This window comes from Arthrobacter oryzae, from assembly GCF_030812315.1.
Taxonomy (GTDB): Bacteria; Actinomycetota; Actinomycetes; order Actinomycetales; family Micrococcaceae; genus Arthrobacter; species Arthrobacter oryzae_B.
Genome location: NZ_JAUSSM010000002.1, coordinates 373,435 through 393,190, shown reverse-complemented (window position 1 = coordinate 393,190; position 19,756 = coordinate 373,435). Strand labels below are relative to the sequence as shown.

Annotated in this window: 19 protein-coding genes; 15 read left to right on the top strand and 4 right to left on the bottom strand. The window is 65.6% G+C overall.

What is annotated here, in order from left to right:
• Nucleotides 1–6 precede the first annotated feature (6 nt).
• Nucleotides 7–159 (top strand): hypothetical protein, encoded by a 153-nt coding sequence (locus tag J2S97_RS05255; protein ID WP_307047221.1) that lies wholly within the window; start codon nucleotides 7–9, stop codon nucleotides 157–159.
• Between the two features lie 113 nt (nucleotides 160–272).
• On the top strand, nucleotides 273–2,450 hold the full coding sequence (locus tag J2S97_RS05250) for an elongation factor G-like protein EF-G2 (RefSeq protein WP_307047219.1): 2,178 nt from the start codon (nucleotides 273–275) through the stop codon (nucleotides 2,448–2,450).
• A 64-nt stretch (nucleotides 2,451–2,514) separates the two neighbouring features.
• Here the strand turns inward: J2S97_RS05250 and J2S97_RS05245 are convergent, their stop codons facing one another.
• Both J2S97_RS05245 and J2S97_RS05240 read right to left on the bottom strand, forming a co-directional pair.
• Entirely contained in the window at nucleotides 2,515–3,207 is a 693-nt protein-coding gene (locus J2S97_RS05245) for an alpha/beta hydrolase family protein (protein WP_307047217.1), read from the bottom strand.
• A 19-nt stretch (nucleotides 3,208–3,226) separates the two neighbouring features.
• Complete coding sequence (locus J2S97_RS05240) at nucleotides 3,227–5,143, bottom strand: alpha-amylase family protein (protein WP_307047216.1); 1,917 nt, start codon at nucleotides 5,141–5,143, stop codon at nucleotides 3,227–3,229.
• Between the two features lie 159 nt (nucleotides 5,144–5,302).
• Here J2S97_RS05240 and ligD point away from each other — a divergent pair, with 159 nt between their 5' ends.
• Complete coding sequence (ligD, locus tag J2S97_RS05235; protein WP_307047215.1) at nucleotides 5,303–6,325, top strand: non-homologous end-joining DNA ligase; 1,023 nt, start codon at nucleotides 5,303–5,305, stop codon at nucleotides 6,323–6,325.
• A 61-nt stretch (nucleotides 6,326–6,386) separates the two neighbouring features.
• On the opposite strand, the gene J2S97_RS05230 is transcribed toward ligD, so the two are convergent.
• Nucleotides 6,387–7,007, bottom strand: a complete 621-nt coding sequence (locus J2S97_RS05230; RefSeq protein ID WP_307047214.1) for an L-threonylcarbamoyladenylate synthase — start codon at nucleotides 7,005–7,007, stop codon at nucleotides 6,387–6,389.
• A gap of 162 nt (nucleotides 7,008–7,169) precedes the next feature.
• Between J2S97_RS05230 and J2S97_RS05225 the strand changes: the two genes are divergently transcribed.
• From J2S97_RS05225 to J2S97_RS05185, 9 genes are all read left to right on the top strand, one after another.
• Nucleotides 7,170–7,586: a VOC family protein gene (locus J2S97_RS05225; protein ID WP_307047212.1), complete on the top strand. Its 417-nt coding sequence runs from the start codon at nucleotides 7,170–7,172 to the stop codon at nucleotides 7,584–7,586.
• A 162-nt stretch (nucleotides 7,587–7,748) separates the two neighbouring features.
• Nucleotides 7,749–8,618 (top strand): universal stress protein, encoded by an 870-nt coding sequence (locus J2S97_RS05220; RefSeq protein WP_307047211.1) that lies wholly within the window; start codon nucleotides 7,749–7,751, stop codon nucleotides 8,616–8,618.
• 105 nt (nucleotides 8,619–8,723) lie between these two features.
• Complete coding sequence (locus J2S97_RS05215) at nucleotides 8,724–9,407, top strand: hypothetical protein (protein ID WP_307047210.1); 684 nt, start codon at nucleotides 8,724–8,726, stop codon at nucleotides 9,405–9,407.
• A gap of 47 nt (nucleotides 9,408–9,454) precedes the next feature.
• Entirely contained in the window at nucleotides 9,455–9,946 is a 492-nt protein-coding gene (locus J2S97_RS05210) for an HAD domain-containing protein (protein ID WP_307047770.1), read from the top strand.
• A gap of 170 nt (nucleotides 9,947–10,116) precedes the next feature.
• Entirely contained in the window at nucleotides 10,117–11,325 is a 1,209-nt protein-coding gene (locus J2S97_RS05205) for an inorganic phosphate transporter (RefSeq protein ID WP_307047208.1), read from the top strand.
• Nucleotides 11,325–11,546 (top strand): hypothetical protein, encoded by a 222-nt coding sequence (locus J2S97_RS05200; protein ID WP_307047207.1) that lies wholly within the window; start codon nucleotides 11,325–11,327, stop codon nucleotides 11,544–11,546. The genes J2S97_RS05205 and J2S97_RS05200 overlap by 1 nt, the downstream gene beginning before the upstream one ends.
• Before the next feature lie 228 nt (nucleotides 11,547–11,774).
• Complete coding sequence (locus J2S97_RS05195) at nucleotides 11,775–12,767, top strand: hypothetical protein (protein WP_307047206.1); 993 nt, start codon at nucleotides 11,775–11,777, stop codon at nucleotides 12,765–12,767.
• A gap of 8 nt (nucleotides 12,768–12,775) precedes the next feature.
• A complete protein-coding gene (locus J2S97_RS05190) occupies nucleotides 12,776–13,645 on the top strand; it encodes a hypothetical protein (RefSeq protein ID WP_307047205.1) in 870 nt (289 codons plus the stop codon).
• A 13-nt stretch (nucleotides 13,646–13,658) separates the two neighbouring features.
• Nucleotides 13,659–14,246 (top strand): dihydrofolate reductase family protein, encoded by a 588-nt coding sequence (locus J2S97_RS05185; RefSeq protein WP_307047204.1) that lies wholly within the window; start codon nucleotides 13,659–13,661, stop codon nucleotides 14,244–14,246.
• A gap of 32 nt (nucleotides 14,247–14,278) precedes the next feature.
• Here J2S97_RS05185 and J2S97_RS05180 read toward each other — a convergent pair whose 3' ends face one another.
• Nucleotides 14,279–14,743, bottom strand: coding sequence for a hotdog fold thioesterase (locus J2S97_RS05180; protein WP_307047202.1), 465 nt, complete (start codon nucleotides 14,741–14,743; stop codon nucleotides 14,279–14,281).
• A gap of 211 nt (nucleotides 14,744–14,954) precedes the next feature.
• On the opposite strand from J2S97_RS05180, the gene polA reads away from it, so the two are divergent.
• The 3 genes from polA (at nucleotide 14,955) to J2S97_RS05165 (ending at nucleotide 19,611) form a co-directional block, all read left to right on the top strand.
• On the top strand, nucleotides 14,955–17,597 hold the full coding sequence (gene polA / locus J2S97_RS05175; protein ID WP_373460508.1) for a DNA polymerase I: 2,643 nt from the start codon (nucleotides 14,955–14,957) through the stop codon (nucleotides 17,595–17,597).
• Between the two features lie 37 nt (nucleotides 17,598–17,634).
• Complete coding sequence (locus tag J2S97_RS05170; RefSeq protein WP_307047200.1) at nucleotides 17,635–18,246, top strand: GyrI-like domain-containing protein; 612 nt, start codon at nucleotides 17,635–17,637, stop codon at nucleotides 18,244–18,246.
• A gap of 78 nt (nucleotides 18,247–18,324) precedes the next feature.
• On the top strand, nucleotides 18,325–19,611 hold the full coding sequence (locus tag J2S97_RS05165; protein ID WP_307047768.1) for a GNAT family N-acetyltransferase: 1,287 nt from the start codon (nucleotides 18,325–18,327) through the stop codon (nucleotides 19,609–19,611).
• The last annotated feature ends 145 nt before the right edge of the window (nucleotides 19,612–19,756 follow it).

Sequence of the window (19,756 nt, the reverse complement as noted above, 5' to 3'; positions counted from 1 at the left end):
CACACCATGATGACGCTTTTGAGCACTCTGACACTTTCCCTTCATGCCGGCTGGAAGGACAAGGACCCTCACATTGGCGGGGCCGGCTCCATGGGTGCATTTCCCAGCGGCCAGCTCTCATCCACCCCCTGGGAAGGCTGGTGGCACGACGAACCCTAGCCGTGCAGGCAAAAGGCGACACGACTTCCTCTTGAAGTTCGGCAGCCTCAGGGTGTCGAATCGTCTTACAGAGGCCGCGCGGCGGCTCACGACTAAGACGCCTGGAGTTGCTCATGTCGGTAAAAGGCTCAAATGGCCGGGCCAAGAGCCCGGCCCGCGGCACCTCTGAATCCCGGCGGGCGGACGCAGCCGGGGCTCCTGCCGATGCACCCGAGAAAGTCCGCAACGTAGTTCTCGTGGGCCACTCCGGCGCGGGAAAGACGATGCTGCTGGAAGCGCTGTTGGCAGCGACCGGAGTCATCTCACGGATGGGTTCGATCGAGGACGGCACCACTGTCAGCGACGCCGAGCCCTCCGAGGTGCACCAACAGCGCTCGGTGGTGCTCTCCGTGGCGCCGCTGGTGGTGGACGGCATCAAGGTCAACCTTCTCGACACGCCGGGCTACGGCGACTTCACCGGTGAACTAAGGGCGGGCCTGCGGGGCGGGGACGCTGCCCTGTTCGTGGTGTCGGCCATCGAGGACATCGACGCCGCCACCACAGCGCTGTGGGCTGAGTGCGACCAGGTGGGGATGCCAAGGGCTGTCGTGATCAGCAGGCTGGACCACCCGCGCGCGAATTTCGAGGCCGCCGTGGCCGCATGCCAGCACGCATTCGGGGACTTAGTGGTGCCGGCGTATCTCCCCGTGCGCACCGGGGATGCCATCACCGGGCTGCTGGGGTTGCTCTCGCAAACAGTCTCGGACTATTCAGAAAGCTCCCCGACGCCGAACGTGCGGGCGGCGGGCGCGGAGGAGCTCGCTGCGTCCGATAGCGCACGCGGCACGCTCATCGAAGGGATCATCTCGGAGAGCGAGGACGAGACCCTGATGGACCGCTATCTCGGCGGCGAGGAGATCGACGTCGACGCCCTGGTCAGCGATCTGGAGACCGCCGTCGCCCGCGGTACTTTTTTTCCCGTGTTGGCAACGTCCGCCGAAACAGGCCTGGGCATGACCGAACTCCTGGAAATGCTGACCCGCGCATTTCCGTCTCCGCTTGAGCGCAGCCTGCCGCAGGTAACCAGCCTCTCCGGCGCGGCGGCAGCGCCACTGGCGTGCGATCCGGCGGGTCCCTTGGCCGGCGAGGTGGTGCGGACCACCATCGACCCGTTCCTTGGCCGTGTCTGCCTGGTACGCGTGTTCTCCGGCACCCTGCGGGAGGATTCTGCCGTTCACGTCAGTGGGCGGGGGCTGTCCGAGCGGGGCCACGAGGACCACGACAGCGACGAACGCCTCACCCACCTCTACTCTCCGGTGGGTTCCACCCTGAAGGCGGTTCCGCATTGCGTTGCGGGGGACATCTGCGCCATCGCCAAGCTGGCCAGCGCCGAGACAGGAGACACGGTGTCCGCCAAGGAGGCACCACTGGTGGTGGTTTCGTGGAACATGCCGGAGCCGCTTATGCCCTTGGCCGTGGAAGCGGCCTCGCGCAGTGATGAGGACGCCCTCGCCAAGAGCCTGGGAAAGGTGGCAGCCGGCGATCCGACGCTGCGAGTGGAACGGAACTCCGAAACCCACCAGCTGATCCTGTGGTGCATGGGCGAAGCCCACGGCGAAGTGGTGCTGGACAGGCTGCGGGACCAGGGGGTCAAACTGCAGACGGTGCCAGTGATTACGCCGCTGCGGGAAACGTTCGTGGCACCGGCATCGGGCCACGGCCGGCACGTCAAACAGTCCGGCGGACACGGACAGTACGCCATCTGCGACATCGAGGTCGAGCCACTCGAACGCGGCGCGGGCTTCGAGTTCGTTGACAAGACGGTGGGCGGGGTCATCCCGGGGCAATACATCGGTTCCGTGGAGAAAGGTGTCCGGGCCCAGATGCAGAAGGGCGTGTCAGCAGGGTTCCCGGTGGTGGACATCCGCGTGACGCTGACCGGCGGCAAGGCGCACAGCGTGGACTCCTCGGACGCGGCCTTCCAGGCGGCAGGTGCCCTGGCATTGCGCGAAGCCGCCGCCGCGGGCCGGATCCAGCTCCTGGAACCCGTCCTGGCGGTGACCATCAGCGTCGCTGACGATTACGTGGGAGCGGTGATGAGCGATCTGTCCTCCCGTCGCGGGCGGCTGACGGGAACCGCATCGGCAGACGGCAGCGGCACCGAGATCAGCGCGGAGATCCCGGAACAGGAACTGCTGCGCTACGCAGTGGAACTCCGGGCACTGACAGCGGGCACCGGCCGCTTCCGGCGCACCTACCTGCGCCACGAGCCGCTGCCTCCGAACATGGGCCACACTGCTCCGCGGCAATGATTTGTGTGGCCCGCGCTTGCTGGCCCTGCGGTCGCTGGCCGCGCAGTCGCTAGCCGTGCAGTTCCTAGCCCTGCGGGCCTTGCGCCTGCGAGCGCAGGTAGGCCGCGACCGGTGCTGCTGCGGACGCACCGATTTCCTCGGCGCTTCGCTTTTTGCCCGCGACCGCAAACGAGTGGTCGCCGCCGTCGTACCAGTGAAGAGTGGCAGTTGGCCCGATCCGGGCAACCACACCCTCCAGCAGTTCAGGGGTGGCAAACGTGTCCCGCGTCCCCTGCAGGAAAAGCATCGGCAGGGTCAGTCCGTACAGGTGCTCATCGCGCAGTTTCTCCGGTTTGCCCGGGGGATGCAGCGGGTAGCCCAGGTAGACGAGCCCGGCCGCCGGCATTCCTTCGGCGACGGCCATCGAGGCCATGCGTCCGCCAAACGACTTGCCCGCCGCCCACAGCGGGCCGGTGTCCGAGTGCGCGGCCGCCCTGGCGGAGGCCTCCTCCATGGCTGCGCGCCATGTGGCTATCGCAAGGGGCGGCCTGTCCGGGAACTTCCGTCCGGCCTCGCGGTAGGGAAAGTTGAAGCGCAAGGTGGCCACGCCGTCGTCGTTCAACGCCTGGGTGAAGCCGCCCATGAAGGGGTGCTCCATCCCGGCGCCGGCGCCGTGGGCAAGAACGAGCGTGGCGAACGGGTTGTCCGGCCGGGCGTAGAGGCCGGAAACCTGAAGATCGCCGACGGTGATGGTTACGGGGGACTCGGGTAGGGGCATGAGTCAATGATGCCAGCACCTAGCTGCGTGCCGGGGTGACCCGCAGCCAGACGAACTCCTGCGGCTTGAGCATAAACCCTCCGCCGATGCGCACCGGCTTGCCGGTCAGGATGTCGACCGCCTCGGCAGCGAATCCCGAGAGAGTCTCGGCGGTGACCGTTTGGTTTTCGTCGCTGAAATTGGCGAGCGCGAGAATGAGCGTGTTGCTTCCGGGCCGCTGGTAGCCCAGCACAGCCCGGTTCTTCGTGTCGAAATGGACTAGCCGGGTCCCGGCGAATTCGGGAGTTCGGGACCGCGCGGCGATCATGAACCGCAGCCCTTCAAAGACCGCGCCTTCCGGCGTCGACTGGTCGTGACGGCTCGCGTACCGGCCTTCCGGGTAGTGCGGCCGGTGCACCCACCGGCTGTCCGCGCCGTGGCCCTCCTCGTGGGCATAGCCGTTGTCGTTGAGCTGCCCCACTTCGTCACCCAGGTACAGCAGGGGGATCCCGCCGGTGCTGAAGGCCACCGAATGCGCCAGCAGGATCCTGCGGACTGACTCGGCCGTGCCGTCCTCCAGGCCGCAGAGCGACGCCGTCGTGCCCGAAATCCGGCAGTCCCCCGTCCGCGGGTTGTCCTGGAACGGAACGCCGCGGGCGAAGCTGCCCGGGAAGCGGTTGACGTAAAAGGAATTGAGGAAGCGGCGGTGGTCGAACCCGTTGATGCCCAGCTCCGCGGCGTCCTCGTCGGCAAACGTCCAGCCGATGTCGTCGTGGCTCCGCACGTAGTTCACCCAGGCCGTGCCTGCCGGAATATTGTGCCGACGCTCCAGTGCCTGCGACAGCAGGGACACGTCGCGGGTTGCCATGGCCTCCCAGATCAGTGCCATCTGCAGCGGGTTGTACGAAAGCTGGCACTCTGCGGGATCAATGTACAGGGCGACTTCGTCCGGGTGGACGATTGCCTCGGACTTGAAGAGCAACGACGGCGCTGCGAGCCTGCAGACGGCGTTGAAGGCCTGCAGCAGGGTGTGGGCCTCGGGAAGGTTCTCACAGGGGGTCCCAAGCTGCTTCCAGATGAAGGCCACGGCGTCCATCCGGAGGATCTCCACCCCCTGGTTGGCCAGGAAGAGCATCTCTCCGGCCATGGCCCGGAAGACGTCCGGGTTGGAATAGTTCAGGTCCCACTGGAAGGTGTGGAACGTGGCCCAGACCCACCGTCCGTCAGGGAGTTGCACGAAGGAACCGGGGTGGTCGTCCGGGAAGATCTCCCGCACGTTTCGTTCGAAGGCGTCCGGCATGGTCCGGTCCGGGTAGATCCAGTAGTAGTCACTGAACTCGGGGTCCCCTTCGGCAGCGCGCCTGGCCCAGTTATGCTCATCCGAGGTGTGGTTGAAAATGAAGTCCACCACCAGGCTGATGCCGTTGTCCCGCAGCTCTGCAGCGAGTTCCCGCAGCTGTTCCATGGTGCCGAGTTTCGGGTTCACGTCACGGTAGCTGGAGACCGCATAGCCACCGTCGGAATGCGGTTCGGGTGCCAGGAACAGGGGCATGAGGTGCAGGTAGGTGAGGCCGAGCTCCTTGAAATAGGGGATCCTGCCGCGGACTCCTTCAAGGTCCTCCGCATACCGGTCCACGTAGCAGACGCCGCCCAGCATGCCGTTCGACTGGAACCAGCCGGCGTTGTTCTCCCGTTCCGCATCCAGTGCCTTCAGTTCCGCCGGGCGTTCGTTCCAGGAGCGGGCAGCCTGGAGGACCAGCGCGGTCAGCTGGTCCTGGAAGTCCGGGCGCGAGCCGTACAGGGAATGGAAGAGCCGGTACAGGTCGGGGAAGTGACGGTCGAAGCGCTGTTGGAATTCGGCGGTGTCCCGCCCCCGTGGCGTGGGGTCCGTCTGCGCCACCAAAGCGCTCAGTGCGTGCTGCCTCGATGCCTGGTCCACACCAGCGGCTTCAACCATGGAACGGGTCTCCTTCGACGTCGTGCCGGGAGCCGTGCGGCGTCCGGTCCGTTCACATCCTTACAGACGGACCCGGGCGTTCCCAGTGGAAAGGAACTAGTTTCTTCGTTTCGGGCGCCAACTGCTGACGCCGCGCATCGGGCGGGGTAGGTTGTCCCCATGGCGAGCGAAGCGACCACCCTCACCGTTGACGGGCCGAACGGCCCCCGCGACATGCGCATTTCGAGTCCCAGCCGTGTCCTCTGGCCGGATCTCGGCCTGACCAAGCTGGACCTGGCGCGCTATCTGGCGGAAGTGGGGGAGGCCTTCATCGCGGCGAACGGTGACCGGCCGGTGGCACTGCAGCGGTTTTCGGACGGCGTGGACGGCGAGCAATTCTTCTCCAAGAATCCGCCTAAAGGCACACCGGACTTCATCCGGACGGTGAAGGTGGTGTTTCCAAGTGCGCGCTCGCATCCCATGCTGGTCCTTGACGAGCCGGCCGCTGCGATCTGGGCCGCGCAGATGAACACCGTGGTGTTTCACCCCTGGCCCTCCCGGGCCGGAGACACCGACAACCCGGACCAGTTGAGGATCGACCTGGACCCCCAGCCCGGAACGGACTTCGACGACGCGGTCCCCGCTGCGTTTGAGCTGAAGGATGTGCTGGCAGAAGCCGGCCTCACCACGTTCATCAAGACCTCGGGCAACCGGGGGCTGCACGTCTATGCGCCGGTGGAGCCGACCTACGAATTCCTGGATGTGCGCCACGCCGTCATCGCCGCTGCCCGTGAACTGGAACGGCGGATGCCGGACAAGGTCACCACGGCGTGGTGGAAGGAAGAGCGCGGCGAACGGGTATTTGTGGACTTCAACCAGGCCAACCGCGACCGCACCATAGCCGGCGCCTACAGCCCCCGCGCCCTGGCGCACGCCCCCGTCTCCTGCCCCATCACGTGGGACGAACTGGGCAACGCCGATCCGAAGGACTTCACCATTCTCACCGTCCCTGAACGGCTGAAAACCGTCGGGGACCCGTGGGCGGACATGAAGGCCAAACCGGGAAAAATCGACGTCCTGCTCGAGTGGTGGGAACGCGACGTCGGATCCGGGCTCGGGGAACTGCCGTTCCCGCCCGACTACCCGAAGATGCCCGGTGAACCGCCGCGCGTGCAGCCCAGCCGCGCGCGCAAGAAGGACTGACGGGGGCGGGACTGACGGGAACGGGCGCCCGCTCCCGGACGCCTCCCCACCGAAAAGGCAGTTACTCGAACCGGGATGGATCGCCCATGCCGCGCCGCACCACTTCTGCCGAACCTCCGGAGAAGTCGATGACCGTCGTCGGCTCCGCCCCGCAGTCCCCGGAATCAACCACGGCGTCTACCACGTGGTCCAGCCGTTCCTTGATTTCCCAGCCCTGGGTCAGCGGATCTTCCTCATCGGGCAGCAGCAGCGTGCTGGAAAGCAGCGGCTCGCCCAGTTCGGCCAGCAGCGCCTGGACCACGGCATTGTCCGGGATCCTCACGCCAACCGTCTTCTTCTTCGGGTGCAGCAGGCGCTTGGGCACTTCCTTCGTGGCAGGAAGAATGAAGGTGTAGCTGCCCGGCGTCACCGCCTTGATGCTGCGGAATACGTCGTTGTCGATCTGCACGAACTGGCCCAGCTGGGCAAAATCCTTGCAGACCAGGGTGAAGTGGTGTTTGCTGTCCAGCTGCCGGATGGCACGGATGCGGTCCAGGGCTTCACGGTTGCCCAGCTGCGCACCGAGGGCGTAGCAGGAGTCCGTGGGATAGGCGATCAGCCCGCCCGACCGCACCAGCTCCACTATCTGTCCTACCGCTCGCGGCTGGGGATCATCGGGGTGCACGTCAAAATATCTCGCCATGCCCTGAGCTTATGGCCCCGGCAGGGAATTGTGCACTTGCCCACGCGGCCCGCCCTATGCAGCCCCGCGGGTCTGGGGCAACATATGAAGTGTTCCAAGCCCGGGTGGCCACGTGATCCACAGGCGGTCCGGGTATCGACCGGTACGAGAGGACACCTGAATATGACCACCAGACTCAATCCCTACCTCGGCTTCAAGGACAATGCACGGGAGGCCATGAACTTTTACCAGTCCGTATTTGGAGGCGAACTGGCACTGAGCACTTTCGGCGAGTTCCAAGCCAGCGAGGATGCGTCCGAGCAGGAGAAGATCATGCACGGCATGCTGACCACCGACTCCGGCCTGGTGCTCATGGGTGCCGACACGCCCAACGGCATGAGCTACACCCCCGGCGACAACTTCTCGGTTTCCCTCAGCGGCGAGGACGACGCCGAACTCCGCGGGTACTGGGAGAAACTGTCCGACGGCGGCACTGTGGCGGTGCCGCTCGAAAAGGCTCCCTGGGGCGACACCTTCGGCATGTGCACGGACAAGTTCGGTGTCGCCTGGCTCGTGAACATCGCAGGCGCCCAGCAGTAAGCAAATACCGGACGCACGACGGCGGCGCCCGCCGCCGTCGTGCGTCCGTGTGCGGGGCTTAAGGCCCTAACCGCTGTCTTTCCCCCGGAGCACACTGAAGGTGTCAGCGGCAGTTCGGCGTGCTGATCCCTGAAAACGCGATGAAGAAGAGCAGGATCCACAATGAGCAAACCAATCGTCGTCGGCATTAACGGCTCCGCCGGCAGCGAGGCCGCTATGTCGTGGGCACTTCACCGGGCGGCCAGGCTCAAGCTGCCGGTGATCGGCGTCCACGCAGTGGACGACCGGTGGATGTCGCCGGACTTCCAGTATCACGAACTGATCCGGGAATCAGGCATGGAGCTGCTGAGGCAGGTGCAGGAGGATGCCGCGAAGAAGGCACCCGGCGTGACGGTCGACGTACAGTTGCGGCACGGCAGCGCCGGCTCAGCCCTGAAGGAAATGTCCAAGGACGCTTCCATGGTGGTCATCGGTTCGCACCACCGCCACTGGGCCGACGGCGGCCCCATGACGGACCGGGCCCTTCAGGTCGTTACCGCGTCGGATAGCCCGGTGGCGGTTATTCCGCAGGGGCAGGGACCCGAGGGCCGCGGCGTGGTGGTCGGCGTTGATGGTTCGGAGGAGTCCCTGCAGGCTGTTGCATTTGCCGCCTCGGAAGCTGACCGCGAAGGCGACGAGCTGACTGCGCTGCTTGCCTTCCGGCGCCCGGCCCGATGGGTCCAGAGCGGGTTGCCCGCCAGCGGCCTTGCGGAAGTCATCGAGGAAGAAGACAGGATCGTGCTCGCTGAATCGGTCGCGGGCCTGCGGGACAGGTATCCGGACCTCGCAGTGAATCAGCAGCTCGATAAAGACACGGATCCGGCCAAGGCGCTCGTGGAGGCCGCCGCGAGCGCCCGGCTCCTGGTGATCGGCAGCCGCGGACGCGGGGGCTTCAGCAGGCTCCTGCTGGGATCCACGGCCCACGCAGTGCTGTTGCGGGTTCCGTGCCCGACAGTTGTCACCTTGGTGCACAAGGTCAAGCACGAGGAATAGCGGCGCGGCCAAATCCGGCGGGACGCTGCGGGCACGCCAGCCCACGACCGTAAGCGGCCCCTGAATCCCCTTGAGGCGGGCTGCGCGCGATGCGAGGATTGAAGCGTGGAGCCCCTTATGGATTTCTTCGCCCACTACTGGTGGTTGGTGTTCCCGCTTAGCGGGATGGCAGGGGGCTGGCTGCGTGCGTGGTCGAAGGCCAGCGAGCGCCGGCACCAGCGCAAAGTGGAGCTGTACAAGCTCAAGCACCAGGCCGTCCAGGCCGAACAGGCCACCGCCTCGGAGGTCCAGCTGCTGATGGACACCCATTCGGACATCAACAAGCGCTGGCTGGACTACGAACTGGACGTCGGGAAGCTCATCGACTACCCGGTGATGACCGACGTCCGCGAACCTCTGACAGTCGCTTTCCTGCGCGCCAAACGGGAGGCCGACGGCTTGCGGCCGGCGGCGGCGGCGGACGTCACGAGCAAGGTACGGATGGACGAGTACCGGGCCGCTGTGAACAGTTTCCAGGTCGCTTTCGACGTGGCCGAACGGGAGGCCAGGCGCATCAAGGACCGCAACTTTTCGGGACCGGAACGCGACCGCCTCGCCAGGGCGCGGAAATTACTGAGGATCGCCGAGGATGAGGCCGCGACCCCGGCGGAACGGCAGACCGCCTACAAACGGGCACGCCATGAGCTGGAAGGCCTGATCGTCCTGCCGGAGCCGACCATCGCTGCGCTGGAAGCAAAGGTCGCGCGGGTGCTCGGCGCCGGCGAGGCAACGGACATCCAGCTGCGCTGACCGCGCACGGCTCCCGTTCTGCACCGGGGAGGAAGGACAGTGCCGTGATGAATGTCTCCCTGTACCTCGACGTCGACGGCGTGATCTGCCCTTTCGGGGCAACAGGCGCCACGGATTGGGGGAGCCGGTGGCGGATTTCCGGCGCCGGACTGCTTGAGGTTGCGTACGCCGGGGAGCTCGTCGAGTCCCTCAACAGGCTCTCCAGGACGCCCGGTCTCCGGTGCGTTTGGCTGACCAGCTGGGAGGAGATGGCGCCCGAATACCTGTGCCCGGCGATTGGCCTCGCAGGGCAGGAATGGCCCGTCCTGGCCAGTGATGGACTGGGCGGAGGCGCAAGCTGGTGGAAACTCCAGGCCCTGCAGCGGGACATCGAGGCGTCAGCGCCGGACCGTGCGGTGTGGATCGATGACCAGCTCGACTACGAAGCTGAGGCCCGCGCCTGGGCATCCATCATTGGCAGCCGCCTGCTGCTGATTTCCCCGCATCCCAGGCGCGGATTGTCCCGGGCGGAGCTGGACTCCGTGCGTGCTTTCCTTTGAGCTTATGGTGTTTTGTCGTTCCGGCGTTGACGCGTACGATCGTTAGGGTTTCAAGCCCCTTCCGAACAACACCGTATGAACTTCCAGAAAACACCTGGAACAATCCTGCGTGCGGCCGGGGCACGGGGAAGTGGAACTGCTGACCGTCGACTCTGCAGATTGGGCAACAGGTGGAAATCACCTTCATGGTGGCGCTGGTAATAGCGCTGGCACTTTTTTTCGACTTCACCAACGGCTTTCATGACACCGCCAATGCAATGGCCACGCCAATTGCCACCGGTGCCATCAAACCCAAGACGGCAGTTGCCCTGGCAGCGGTCCTGAACCTGGTCGGAGCGTTCCTGTCCACGGAAGTGGCAAAAACCGTTTCCGGCGGCATCATCAAGGAAGGGTCCGACGGCATCCAGATCACGCCGGACATCATCTTTGCCGGCCTGATGGGCGCCATCCTCTGGAACATGATCACGTGGCTGAAGGGGCTCCCGTCCAGTTCGTCGCACGCCCTCTTCGGCGGCCTGATCGGTGCGGCTATCGCCGGAATCGGCATCCATTCGGTGAACTTCGAATCCCTGATGCAGAAGGTCATCCTCCCTGCCATCTTCGCCCCGCTCATCGCGGCTGGAGTGGCCTACATCTGCACCCGTCTTGCCTACGCGCTGACCTCCCGGCACGACCCCGAGACCGGCAGCAAGCTCACGCAGAAGCGCGGCGGCTTCCGCACCGGCCAGATCTTCACGTCCAGCCTGGTGGCACTCGCGCACGGAACCAACGATGCGCAGAAGACCATGGGCATCATCACCCTGGTGCTGATCGCCGCCGGAACGCAGCAGCCGGGTTCCGGCCCGCAGTTCTGGGTGATTGCAGCCTGTGCGTTCGCCATTGCCATCGGCACCTACGCCGGCGGCTGGCGGATCATCCGCACCATGGGCTCGGGCCTCACCGACGTCAAACCGGCCCAGGGGTTCGCAGCGGAAAGCAGCACTGCCTCAGCCATCCTCGCTTCCTCCCACCTGGGCTTCGCGCTGTCCACCACGCAGGTGGCCTCCGGATCCGTGATCGGCTCCGGACTGGGCCGCAAGGGCACCTCGGTGCGCTGGGGAACCGCCGGCCGCATCGCCATCGGCTGGCTCTTCACGCTCCCCGCCGCCGGAATCGTCGGCGCCCTCACCGCCCTGCTGGTCAAGACCGGCGTTGTGGGCGTTCTGATCGCCGCCGTAGCCGGAACCAGCGCAGTACTGTTTATGTTCTTCCAATCCCGCAAATCCCACGTCGGCCACCACAATGCCGTGGAAGTCGAAGAAGCCGGACAGGCGGTCCGCTTCCGGAAGAAGAAGGCAATGGCCGCCAGCCGCGCCAACAAGTCGAAGGGTGTCCAGTAATGAAATGGATCGAACTGATCCAGGTGGCCGGAGCCACCCTCGTTGCGGCAGTGACAGTGGTTGTCCTGTACTCCGTAGGAGTGCGTTTCACCGCCATCGCCGGCGATCCCGAGCAGGCCACGCCGCGGTGGATGAAATCCCTCGCCTACGTCTGCTTCGGCCTTTGCGGGCTCGCGGTGCTGTTCGGCCTGTACCTGATCATTCCGTACTTCAGCAAGTAGCTGCCTCCGCAGGGCCGGCTTCCGTCCTTGCTTCGGGGTCGGTCGGTGAACCCGGTTAAGGCTGGAGCGCAAGGGGCTGCTCTGGCGGATATGGCCCATCGGGGGAATAGTTAACACTGTTTCAGCGAGTTTGGTCCGGCTCCACCGCCGGCCCATGCCGGGAGCCATCCCGAAGGGTTCTATCCAGGCCGGTTCCCCTGCCGGGAACCGCAAGCAGGTGGGTCTGTCATGCACAGTCAAACCGGGGCAACTGCCCGAACAGCAAGGACCGCGGCGGCCGTTTGCCTGCTGCTCCTCACCAGTGGATGCTTCAGCCCTCCGTCCCCGTCACCGGAGTCCCCGACAAGTACAACGACGTCGGCATCCCCCTCCGCCACGGATCCTACCGGCAGTGCCTCCGCCAACGGCGACGCCACTGCCGGGCCGTTGCCCGGCCCCGGAGACGGCCCGCCTGTAGCTGGTGCGCCGGTCATTCGCTGGATCCCCATCGGTCCTGCTGCCCCCACCGACCCGCCGGAGGGAACGCTTTACGAACTCCTCCGCAACCGGGACTGCGACGGTCTGCGGGATTCCACCCTCAACACGGGCTTTCCCGCGGTGTGGACCGCTGCGGAGGCCACTTGCCTTGCGCTGGCCACTGACCTGCCCCAAGACTGGCAGCGGGCCCAAACTGCGCTGGCCGGCATCCCTGGCCTGCCGCCCGGGAGGTGCTGGGAAATCAAGGTCACCGAATCCCTGCGCCAGGCCGTGGATCTGCGGACCGCCAACCCGGGAGTCCAGCTCCTGGTGGATGCCTCAGGCGCAGGTGATGACTGCCCCCGGCGGCTGACAGGCCTGACGGTCCTCGACGGCCCCCATGCCGGTGCTCCCGCGCCCACCGTCCCCGCGGGCGGGGGAACGCCGGTGCGGCTTGAAGGGTTCTTCGTGAACGTGGACAACGTTTTGGTGAACGGCAATCCGGTTGAATTTGAGGGCCAGCAGTTCGGCCCATTCGTGTTTTACGCCCCGGCCGCAGCCGGCATCGGGCCCGCGCGGGTGACGGTGCAGGCGACACCCCCGGTGTCCGGTGAAGCCGTGCTGTTCTATGCCGACCCCACGACGCCGGATCCCTCACCCACAACGCCGACCACGTCCCCGCCCTCCGACCCGCCCGGAACCGGACTTCCGACAGTCGGACCCCCGGCAGCCGAAGCCCCGCTGTTGCTGCCGCCGCCGTCATGAGCGCGGTCATGAGCAGTGAACCGGTGGCGGATCCGCGCTGGAAACGCGCCGTCGACATGCTGGCGGTCATCGGTCCGCCGTTGACCATTTCCACGGCCCTGCTGGTCTACTTCGGCTGGGCGCGGACCGACGCCCAGGCGAAGGCGATGGGGCTGGACGTCAGCCTCTTCGGGTACACCGTGCAGGATTTCGTCCTCAGGAGTATCCCCTCACTGTTCATCCCGCTGGTCTGGCTGTTGATTTTGGCCGTCCTCTGGCTCGCCCTGGACCGGTTCCTGGCCGGGCACCTCACAGCCGGCCGCGTCACCGGGATCCGGCGGCTGGCCGCAGTGATCCTGTTTGCCGGGCTGGCCTGTGCCGCGGCCATGTGGCTGGTGGTGATCCTCCAGCCCGAACGGACCGTGCTGTTTGTCCCGTACATCATGGCTGCCGGGGTCCTGCTGGCCGCATGGGGCCTGAGCCTGTGGCGGCGCGCCACGGAAGGGCCAGAACGCAGCACTGCCGCACTTTCCCGCGGATCCGAAAAGACGCTCATCTTCTGCCTGGTGAGCCTGCTGCTGTTCTGGGGCACATCGGACTACGCACAGGCGCTGGGCCGGGGACTGGCGGTGAGCTATGAACAGCGGTCCATGCTCCTGCCCACCGCGGTTGTCTACAGCAAGGACCGGCTGGGTATCAGCGCACCCAACGTGCTCGAACAGTCCAGCGGCACGGCAGAGCATCCGGTGTATCAGTACACCGGCCTCCGGCTCCTGGTGGTGAGCGGCGGACGCATCTTTCTCCTCAATGAGGGCTGGACGCTTCGGAGCGGCAAGGTGGTGGTGTTGCGTGATGATCCCGGCACGCGCGTGGAGTATGGGAACCCCGAGTCGAAATGACTAGGCTGGGGCCATGTCCAGTCTTCAGTACTTCGTGGCCTCATCCCTTGACGGATTCATCGCCACGTCCGACGACAACCTGGCATGGCTCCTCGAGTTCGACGGGTTCGAGGGCGGCCGGGAAAGCTACGAAACGTTCATGGCCGATGTCGGCTGCATCGTGATGGGCGGGGAAACCTACGCCTGGCTGATGGAGCACGAGCCAGGCAACTGGCCTTATCCCGACACGCCATGCTGGGTGTTCACGCATCACGAGCACTCCGCACCGCGGGGGGCCAACGTCACATTCGTCCGGGGTGACGTCCGCGAGTTCATGGACGACTTCGCGGCGGAGGCGGGGGAGAAGAACGTCTGGCTGGTGGGCGGCGGAGAGCTCGCGGCCCAGTTCGCCGACGCCGGCCTGCTGGACGAAATTATCGTCTCCATCATTCCGGTGGTGCTCGGCGCGGGTAAGCCCGTGCTGCCGATCACGGCCGGTCCCACCCGCCCAATGGAACTGGTGGCGTCCAACGCCATGGGTCGGGGGATCGTCGAGCTGCGATACCGGCTTGGCAGCGTCGAGTCCGACAGCGGTCGACCCGAGGGCGCGGCCTCGGACTGAGCTGTCGCCAGGAAGCCGTAAGGACGGGATCGTCAGGAAGTGATATCCCGGATCAGGTTCGTGATGCGCGCGGTGGAGAGCCTGCGCCCCTTTTCATCCGTGATCACGATTTCATGGGTGGTCAGCGTCCGGCCCAGGTGGATGGCCGTGCAGGTACCGGTCACCGTCCCGGAGGCGATGGCGCGGTGGTGCGTTGCCCCCACCTCGATTCCAAGCGCCTGCCGTCCCGGGCCGGCGTGCATCCCGGCAGCAAACGAGCCGAGCGTCTCGGCAAGCACCACGTGGGCCCCGCCGTGCAGGATCCCGGCCACCTGGGTGTTGCCTTCGACAGGCATGGTTGCCACAGTGCGTTCCGGGCTCATCTCGATGAAGTGGATTCCCATCTTCACCACCAGCGCGCCGACGCCGTACTCGCCCAGCCAATCGTGCAGTTCTTCCGGAATACCGGCGGCCGCCAGTTCACCGGCGAACCGGCCGGGCGTGAAATTGTCCATCATGGGAACTAGGCTGGCACCTGTGAGTGAAACTACCAAACCGGCCCTAGCCCCCTCTGCAGCAGACATCCTCCCGGCGACTGAGTCCGAATCAGTGATTGCGGCCACGCCCGCCCGGAAAACCACGCGTACCGCGGAGCCGGTTTCCGCCACTGAAGCACCCGTGATTCCCATCACGGACCAGCCGCGCCTCCTCGTCCTGGACGGGCACTCGATGGCCTTCCGCGCTTTCTTCGCCTTGCCCGCGGACAAGTTCTCCACCGCAAACGGGCAGCACACCAACGCGATCCATGGATTCACGTCCATGCTCATCAACCTGATCAAGGAACAGAAGCCCACGCACATCGCCGTGGCCTTCGATGTTTCGGATGAAACCACCCACCGCAAGGCCGAGTACAGCGAGTACAAGGGCGGCCGGAACGAAACGCCCCGCGAGATGAGCGGCCAGATCGACCTCATCGACAAGGTCATGCAGGCCTGGGGCATCAAGACCATCAAAATGCCGGGCTATGAGGCTGACGACATCCTGGCAACACTCGCCGCCATGGGAGAAAAGGCCGGCCACGAGGTGCTCCTGGTGACCGGTGACCGTGACGCCTTCCAGCTCATCACCGACAACGTGTTTGTGCTCTACCCCCGGAAAGGCGTCAGCGACATTCCGCGCCTGGATGCTGCAGCCATCCAGGAGAAGTACTTTGTGACGCCGCCGCAGTACTCGGATCTTGCCGCCCTGGTGGGGGAGTCCGCGGACAACCTCCCCGGTGTTCCCGGCGTCGGGCCCAAGACAGCGGCCAAATGGATTAACCTGTACGGCGGTCTGGAGGGTGTCCTGGAGCACCTCGACGCGATCGGCGGCAAGGTGGGGGACGCCCTGCGCGAAAACGTCGAGGACGTCAAGCGCAACCGGCGGCTGAACAGGCTCCACACGGACCTGGACCTCCCGGTAACGCTGGACGAACTCGCGGAACCGCGGCCGGACGAAGCCGCCCTGGAACAGCTGTTCGACGACCTTGAATTCAAGACCATCCGCACCCGGCTCTTTGCCCTCTACAGCAGCGAGGAAGTGGAATCCGCTGAGCGCGAAAGCATCGACACACCGGACTTCGTCACCCCCGCCGGCGCAACGGAACTGAGCGCCTTCCTGGCCGCAGGCGCAGGCAAACGGTCCGCCGTCGCCGTCGACCTCGTTCCGGGCCGTATCGGCGAGGACGCCGCCGCACTGGCCATTGTCCGTGACGACGCCGCCGTCTACATCGACCTCGCCACCCAGGACGCCGCAGCCGAAAACGTCCTGGCTGACTGGCTGCGGGACGGGGAATCGCCGAAGGTCATGCACGGCTACAAGGCCGCCATCAAGGCCCTGTCCAGCCGTGGCCTGGGCCTGGAAGGGGTAGTGGATGACACCTCAATCTCCGGGTACCTCATCCAGCCCGACCGCCGCACCTACGAGCTCGCTGAGCTGGCCCAACACCACCTGAACATAAGCATCTCGCCCGAGACCGCCAAGGCAGGCCAGCTGGAGCTGTCGTTCGACGGCGACGACGCCGCCGCTGCCGGCGAGCTGGTCCGGGTGGCCGCCGTCGTGCAGGCCTTGAGCCGATACTTCGAATCGGAACTGAAGGAACGCGAAGCCGCGGACCTGCTGACCACCCTCGAGCTGCCCGTCAGCCGGGTTCTTGCCGACATGGAACTTGCCGGAATCGCCATCGACATGCCGCGCATGGACGACCAGCTGGCGGATCTTGCCAAGGTGATCGACAACGCCCAGGAGCTGGCCTTCGCGGCGATCGGCCACGAGGTCAACCTCGGATCGCCCAAGCAGCTGCAGACCGTCCTGTTCGACGAACTCCAGCTGCCGAAGACCAAGAAAATCAAGTCCGGCTACACAACGGATGCCGCGTCACTGAAAAACCTGCTGGAAAAGACCGGGCACGAATTCCTGGTCCAGCTGATGGCGCACCGCGAGTCGTCGAAGCTGCGCCAGATGCTGGAGACGCTCAAGAAATCCGTCACGGAGGACGGCCGGATCCACACCACGTATGCGCAGAACGTCGCAGCCACGGGCCGGATCTCGTCCAATAACCCCAACCTGCAGAACATCCCCATCCGCAGCGAGGAAGGCCGGCGCGTCCGCGGCATCTTTGTGGTCAGCGAGGGCTATGACTGCCTGCTGTCCGCGGACTACTCGCAGATCGAAATGCGCATCATGGCCCACCTCTCGGGGGACGCCGGCCTGATCCAGGCGTACAAGGACGGGGAAGACCTGCACCGTTTCGTGGGCTCCAACATCTTCCATGTGCCCACTGACCAGGTGACCAGTGCCATGCGGTCCAAGGTCAAGGCCATGTCCTACGGACTCGCCTACGGACTGACCTCGTTCGGCCTCTCCAAGCAGCTGGAGATTTCCGTTGACGAGGCACGGACCCTCATGAAGGAGTACTTCGACCGGTTCGGCGCCGTCCGCGACTACCTCCGCGGTGTGGTGGACCAGGCCCGGATCGACGGCTACACCGCCACTATCGAGGGGCGCCGCCGGTACCTCCCGGACCTGACGAGCACGGACCGCCAGCTGCGTGAAAACGCGGAGCGCATTGCGCTGAACTCGCCCATCCAGGGTTCGGCGGCAGACATCATCAAGCGGGCCATGCTGGGTGTGCACGCCGAGCTCAAGGCACAAGGCCTCAAGTCCAGGATGCTGCTGCAGGTCCATGACGAACTGGTGCTTGAAGTGGCGGCCGGCGAACGGGAAGCGGTGGAGAAGCTGGTGACGGAGCAGATGGGCTCCGCCGCGGACCTGAGCGTTCCGTTGGACGTCCAGATCGGTGTCGGTCCGAGCTGGTACGACGCCGGCCACTAGGACGGTCAGGGGCACAGGAGCGGAGGGGCGGGGCGCGATGGACAAGTACGACATCAGGAAACAGTTCAAGGAGCTGTACGCGCCCCGTGCCCGGGACTTCGAGGTGGTCAATGTTCCTCCGCTGAATTACCTGATGCTGGACGGGCACGGCAACCCGGGGACAGCGCCCACGTACGCCACTGCCCTGGAAGCGCTGTATTCGGTCTCCTACGCCGTGAAGTTCGCCAGCAAGCACGCGGGCCGGGATTACGCCGTCGGGCCGCTGGAGGGTCTGTGGACAGCCGACGATCCTGAGGCCTTCACCCGGGGCGACAAGGACAGCTGGAAATGGACCATGATGATCACGCAGCCGGACTGGATCGGCTCCGCCGAGGTGCAGGACGGCCTCGCGAAGGCCGCTTCGAAGAAAGTTCCCGGGCTGGACCAGCTCAGACTTGGGACCCTCGACGAAGGACTTTCGGTGCAGATCCTGCACATTGGCAGCTACGACGACGAGGCTCCCACGCTGCACCGCCTGCACCATGAGTTCATGCCGGCCAGCGGTTTCGGATTCGGCGGCCCGCATCACGAGATCTACCTCAGCGACGCCCGCAGGGTGGCGCCGGAAAAGCTCAAAACCATCCTCCGACAGCCCGTGCGGCAGCTCTGACGTGCCTCCCGCCGGCGCAGGCGTGTTGATGCTGGCCAGGCGCCGGATGGATTGGTTAGGCTCGGGACTGTGCCTAATTTGAGTGCGGACTATGAAATCCGGCGATTTGAGCCGGCGGCCAAAGACGATCCTGCGTACCCGCAGTCGGTTGCCTGGATGCGGGCCGTGGCCTTCGGCTTTCACGATGCCCGCCGCACGGATGAGCGGGTGGACAAGGGCATCGAGATGCAGCGCGCCGACAGGCGGGTGATGACCGGCGTCTACCAAACCGGATCGGTCGCCGGCCATTCGTTGGGCGCCGACGTACCTGTCGCCACTTTCGGAACCTTGGTCAAGAGCCTGAACATCGGATTCGGACGGCTGATGCCCACCCGGCTGGTTACGGCGGTGACTGTACGGACTTCCCACCGCCGCCGCGGGCTGCTGCGCCGCATGATGGTCGAAGACTTGGCGCTGGCCCGTCAGGACGGCCTGGCCATGGCCGCACTCACGGCCTCCGAGGCGTCGATCTACGGCCGGTTCGGATTTGGCGTGGCGACCTCCGAGCAATCCATCAAAGTTGACACCACAACAAGGTTCAAGCTGAACCACACTCCCGTGGGCAGCGTAGAAGTGGCCGACCCCAAAGTACTCTTGGACGTGGCTCCGGTGGTTTTTGACCGGAAGCACCGCCTCACGCCGGGGTCAATCGACCGCCACGAGTTCTACCGGGAGTTCATTTCGGGATCCATCAGCCGGGACGGCGGCGAGGACCCGAAGGTGAAGGTCGCGTTGCATTACGGGCACGACGGCGAGGTGGACGGCTACGTCTCCTATAAGTTTTCCGGCTGGTCCAGCAAGCCCTACACCATGGAAGTGCTTGACCTGGTGGCCGCGACCGGTCCGGCGTACCTCGACCTGTGGCAGTACCTTGGGGCCATCGACCTGGTGGAACAGGTTTCCTGGGAGGAGGCCCCGGTGGACGACGCGCTCAGCTGGGCGCTCGAGGACGCCCGCTGTGTCGAGGCGTCGGCTGCCAGGGACATGCTCTGGCTGCGGATCCTGGATGTGAAGCAGGCCCTGGAAGCCCGCCACTACCCGGCTGACGGGCGGCTTGTGCTGAAAGTTGCCGATCCCCTCGGCCTGACGGCCGGCACATTCGCCCTCGACGTGAGCGGAGGATCCGCGGTGGTCGCGGACGCGGGCACCAGCGCAGCGGACCTTGAAATGGATGTGGCGGCATTGTCCTCGATGTACTTGGGTGGTGTGCATCCAGTGACGTTGGTTGACTCGGGACGCATCCTCGAGCGTACGCCGGACGCAGCGTTCCGCGCCGCCCGTATGTTCGCCGTCGAGCGGGCGCCCCACTGCCTCACGCATTTCTGAGCGGTTACCCGACCGTCCGACTGCCGCCTGACCTGCGTTAAAGCGGCCGGCAGCCGTGCCGGCCGCTTTGACCGGCGTTGGAGCGTACGACTAGAATAAACGGGCGTGTACTACGTGCACGTATCTGGAATCCACACAATCAGGA

Excerpts from the sequence above, each read along its gene's own strand:
- J2S97_RS05255 (WP_307047221.1), top strand. The coding sequence starts at position 7 with ATGATGACGCTTTTGAGCACTCTGACACTTTCCCTTCATGCCGGCTGG.
- J2S97_RS05250 (WP_307047219.1), top strand. The coding sequence starts at position 273 with ATGTCGGTAAAAGGCTCAAATGGCCGGGCCAAGAGCCCGGCCCGCGGC.
- J2S97_RS05245 (WP_307047217.1), bottom strand. The coding sequence starts at position 3,207 with ATGCCCCTACCCGAGTCCCCCGTAACCATCACCGTCGGCGATCTTCAG.
- J2S97_RS05240 (WP_307047216.1), bottom strand. The coding sequence starts at position 5,143 with ATGGTTGAAGCCGCTGGTGTGGACCAGGCATCGAGGCAGCACGCACTG.
- ligD (WP_307047215.1), top strand. The coding sequence starts at position 5,303 with ATGGCGAGCGAAGCGACCACCCTCACCGTTGACGGGCCGAACGGCCCC.
- J2S97_RS05230 (WP_307047214.1), bottom strand. The coding sequence starts at position 7,007 with ATGGCGAGATATTTTGACGTGCACCCCGATGATCCCCAGCCGCGAGCG.
- J2S97_RS05225 (WP_307047212.1), top strand. The coding sequence starts at position 7,170 with ATGACCACCAGACTCAATCCCTACCTCGGCTTCAAGGACAATGCACGG.
- J2S97_RS05220 (WP_307047211.1), top strand. The coding sequence starts at position 7,749 with ATGAGCAAACCAATCGTCGTCGGCATTAACGGCTCCGCCGGCAGCGAG.
- J2S97_RS05210 (WP_307047770.1), top strand. The coding sequence starts at position 9,455 with ATGAATGTCTCCCTGTACCTCGACGTCGACGGCGTGATCTGCCCTTTC.
- J2S97_RS05200 (WP_307047207.1), top strand. The coding sequence starts at position 11,325 with ATGAAATGGATCGAACTGATCCAGGTGGCCGGAGCCACCCTCGTTGCG.
- J2S97_RS05195 (WP_307047206.1), top strand. The coding sequence starts at position 11,775 with ATGCACAGTCAAACCGGGGCAACTGCCCGAACAGCAAGGACCGCGGCG.
- J2S97_RS05190 (WP_307047205.1), top strand. The coding sequence starts at position 12,776 with ATGAGCAGTGAACCGGTGGCGGATCCGCGCTGGAAACGCGCCGTCGAC.
- J2S97_RS05185 (WP_307047204.1), top strand. The coding sequence starts at position 13,659 with ATGTCCAGTCTTCAGTACTTCGTGGCCTCATCCCTTGACGGATTCATC.
- J2S97_RS05180 (WP_307047202.1), bottom strand. The coding sequence starts at position 14,743 with ATGATGGACAATTTCACGCCCGGCCGGTTCGCCGGTGAACTGGCGGCC.
- polA (WP_373460508.1), top strand. The coding sequence starts at position 14,955 with ATGGCCTTCCGCGCTTTCTTCGCCTTGCCCGCGGACAAGTTCTCCACC.
- J2S97_RS05170 (WP_307047200.1), top strand. The coding sequence starts at position 17,635 with ATGGACAAGTACGACATCAGGAAACAGTTCAAGGAGCTGTACGCGCCC.